Raw genomic sequence first — 3,255 nt, 5'->3', positions numbered from 1 at the left:
GGTAAGATTTGCCGCGAGGTAAAGGTGATTAGAGCGTTTCCGTTTTTGTCTGAATCGAATGCGCTTCCCAAATCAGTTTTGTTCTGATTCATTGATGCTGGCTGGATGGAGGCCAGCGTCTGATGACCGCACCGATATCGAATGATCTTCGAGAGCGCGTTGTTGCCGCCGTGCTGAGTGGCGAAAGCATTCGTTCAGTGGCGACGAGGTTTGAAATTGCCGCGTCTTCAATCGTAAAATGGTCCCAGCGCCATCGTGCGACCGGATCGGTTCATCCGGGCAAGATGGGCGGCCACCGCAAGCGGATACTCGAACCGCATCGTGATATCATTGTGCAACGGCTCGCCGAGAACCCACACCTGACACTCCATGGCCTGAAGGCGGCGTTGACCGAGCGGGGTATTTCCGTCTCGCACAATACGATCTGGGAATTCATTCGCAGTGAAGGGCCGCGCTTCAAAAAAAACGCTGTTCGCCCTTGAGCAAGCTCGTGCCGACGTCGCTCGCAAAAGACAGCGGTGGAAGGCCCTGCAAAATAATCTCGATCCCGAACGGCTGGTCTTCATTGATGAGACCTGGATCAAGACCAACATGTCGCCGATCAGGGGCTGGGGCCCAAAAGGCAAGCGACTGCGGGCATTTGCACCGCATGGCCACTGGCACGCTGACATTCCTAGGCGCTTTGAGGAACGATCAGCTTACAGCACCCTGTGTCTTCGACGGACCGATTAACGGCCAGTGTTTTCGCGCCTATGTCGAGCAGCAGTTGGTCCCGGTGCTCAAGCCAGGCGACATCGTCGTCATGGACAATCTCGGCAGCCATAAGTCGGCAACCATCCGTCAATTGATCAAAGCCGCCGGTGCGCGGCTCTGGTTTCCTTATGTGGGGATAGCATGATGAGAGCTTTGCTTTATGAAGCAGCTCAGGTCATGTTGAGCCGGGTGAAGAAATGGTCTTGGCTGAAAGCCTGGGCGATGAATATCGCCAAACGACGTGGTCGGCAAAAAGCAATCGTTGCACTCGCTCGCCGGATGGCCGTGATCATGCATCGTATGTGGAGAGATGGCACGGAATTCCATTGGACAAAAGACAGCATGTCGGCAGCCATTTAAAACGAGAGCCAAACAATAAAGTTCCACTTGCCGGTGGAAGAACGTCCTTCGCAGGACGATGGATGAGGTGAGTTCGCTTAGGGTCTTGTGCCGGTCGCACTCACGATCAGGACGCGAGTCAGATTGGGCCGCTTCATTCTACTGATCCCATGCTGGGAGGGCCATAGAGCCGATCTCGAAGAGAAGCGCGGACCTGCGAAAAACGTCAGATGCTGGCAAAACGCAAGCTTTTTAGGCCTTGACTTCAACGCGCCGAATAGAGAAGACCCAAAACGTCAAATGCCTGTTGATATCAACCAATCGCCGCAAGTCGAGCGAATGGCGCAAGATCAGTCGGAACTCCTCAAGCAGCGTGAAGAGCTGCTGAACGCAGAAGACGAGAAGAGCAGCAGGCAGCGTCAAAAACAGTAGGCACAGTCGGCCCGAAGTTGCAAAAACGGCCCACTGCGGCTCGATCTTGATAATAGTTGATAAGTAGGCTAACTTGAACGTATTTTAAAGCGAAGGAGCGTACGACATGATCAGTGCCGAATTGGGTAAACAGCTCGAAGGCTATATCCAGCAGCTCGTCGATGCGGGCCGCTATGGCTCTAAAAGTGAAGTTTTGCGCGAAGGTGTGCGCCTCGTTCAGGATCGCGAAACGAAACTGGCCGCCCTTGATGCTGCGCTGGCTCGCGGGATGGCTGACATAGAAGCCGGGCGCACAAAGTCAGCAAGTGAAGTGTTTGATCGGCTAGAGGCAAAATATCTTGCTATGGCTGAAAAGGCCGAAAAATCAGCATGAGAGTTAAGTTTTCCGATGAGTCTGAAAACGACCTAGAGCAAATCGGTGATTTCATTGCCAAAGATAACCCCCGGCGCGCCTATTCGTTCATGCAGGAACTACGTCGCAAGTGCGAAGCTTTGGCTGACATGGCCGACAGTTTCCCTTTGGTGCCTCGTTATGAGCGACACGGCTACCGCCGCCGACTGCACGGAAATTACCTGATTTTTTACTGGGTAGATGATGATCAGGTATGGATTGTCCGTATCCTGCATGGGGCTATGGATTATGCCGCCATACTGTTTGAGGACTAAACCGGCGGTGGAAAATTTCAATCGCCAAGAATTCCTGGACTTGCTGCGCCCACTATACTTAACCGGGACGTAGGCGATATTCGTCTGAATAGCTGGTTCGCTATTTGTTTTATGAGTTGGCCATTTTAGCAGCTTCGAGCCGACTGGGCCGAGTAAGAAATTGTGTGATGAAGGGCTGACAAACCACCGTCAGCCCTCTTCTCAAAGCCATAAACACTTGTGTGAAAAGCCTGGATCTAGCTCAGTTTAGAGGCCTGCGGATGTTTCACGCCGTTCATTGAGCAAGAAGTTGCCATGAGGGGCGCCACTGACCACGGCTCACCGGACGCGGCAGTGGCAAGACTTTTACTCATGCGCGTGAGCGCCCAAGATAGCTTATGAACGTCTGAAACGCGCCCGTTTCCAACAGCCATGTTGGCCAGTGAAGTAACTACGGCAATGTGTGCTGCTGCATCCGACAAGCCAAAATTGATGCGTGTATCATCATCATTGTCGTCTTGGCCTTCCTCGTTTGGCGCTCAGTCGTTGCCGTTAAAAGTGGCAATGCGACCGGATCATCACTATCGACAAAAGACTGAACAGGATCTGCGAATGGATCGTCAGCGTCGACTACTAACGTCTTTGCATCTATGGCTTTAGGTTCTCCCGCGGTCGTCCGTGCGGTTTCTTCGCGTATCGTTATCGGCGCGGCCGTAGGGGTTATCCGCCCATTCACGACGTAGAGCCGCGCGCGTTCGTCAACGAGTGTACGTCGGGCTTGAACAATAGCTGATCTCAAGGCCGGGATTGCTGCCAATGCCCGCTTGCGGGCGAGCTTGCCTTTAATGTCGAACAACGCGGCATTGCCCAAAAGGGCAGTGTAACGTTAACTTTGGCGCAAACTGACGCGGGCAGTGTAACCTTATGCGGATTCCGATGATCGCGCGCAGTCATTCCAATCTGATGCCGCGCAGTCATTCCAATCTGATGCCGCGCATCATTCCGATTTGATCGCGCGCACTTTGGCTGGCGATCGTTGGATGTAGATTTCAGTATCAGTCTGCCGCGGTCAAGTTGCTGTCGTTG

4 protein-coding genes and 2 pseudogenes are annotated in these 3,255 nt (G+C 53.3%); 5 read left to right on the top strand and 1 reads right to left on the bottom strand.

Features of this window, described 5'->3' with window-relative positions; genetic code table 11:
- Nucleotides 1-122: 122 nt before the first annotated feature.
- The 5 genes and pseudogenes from OIV19_RS23460 to OIV19_RS23440 form a co-directional block, all read left to right on the top strand.
- A pseudogene (locus OIV19_RS23460) lies at nucleotides 123-877 on the top strand (IS630 family transposase); the annotation flags it as partial.
- Nucleotides 874-1,113 (top strand): annotated as a pseudogene (locus OIV19_RS23455) (IS110 family RNA-guided transposase); the annotation flags it as partial. The pseudogenes OIV19_RS23460 and OIV19_RS23455, both read left to right, overlap by 4 nt.
- A gap of 123 nt (nucleotides 1,114-1,236) precedes the next feature.
- Nucleotides 1,237-1,524, top strand: a complete 288-nt coding sequence (locus tag OIV19_RS23450) for a hypothetical protein (RefSeq protein ID WP_264234313.1) — start codon at nucleotides 1,237-1,239, stop codon at nucleotides 1,522-1,524.
- A gap of 106 nt (nucleotides 1,525-1,630) precedes the next feature.
- On the top strand, nucleotides 1,631-1,897 hold the full coding sequence (locus tag OIV19_RS23445) for a type II toxin-antitoxin system ParD family antitoxin (RefSeq protein ID WP_264234311.1): 267 nt from the start codon (nucleotides 1,631-1,633) through the stop codon (nucleotides 1,895-1,897).
- Entirely contained in the window at nucleotides 1,894-2,190 is a 297-nt protein-coding gene (locus tag OIV19_RS23440) for a type II toxin-antitoxin system RelE/ParE family toxin (protein ID WP_264234309.1), read from the top strand. The genes OIV19_RS23445 and OIV19_RS23440 overlap by 4 nt, the downstream gene beginning before the upstream one ends.
- A gap of 430 nt (nucleotides 2,191-2,620) precedes the next feature.
- On the opposite strand, the gene OIV19_RS23435 is transcribed toward OIV19_RS23440, so the two are convergent.
- Nucleotides 2,621-3,025: a hypothetical protein gene (locus OIV19_RS23435; protein ID WP_264234308.1), complete on the bottom strand. Its 405-nt coding sequence runs from the start codon at nucleotides 3,023-3,025 to the stop codon at nucleotides 2,621-2,623.
- Nucleotides 3,026-3,255 lie beyond the last annotated feature (230 nt).

The sequence above is a fragment of the Brucella sp. HL-2 genome, assembly GCF_025846885.2.
In the GTDB taxonomy this organism is placed as follows: Bacteria; Pseudomonadota; Alphaproteobacteria; order Rhizobiales; family Rhizobiaceae; genus Brucella; species Brucella quorumnocens.
This window is presented reverse-complemented; position numbering and strand designations above follow the sequence as displayed.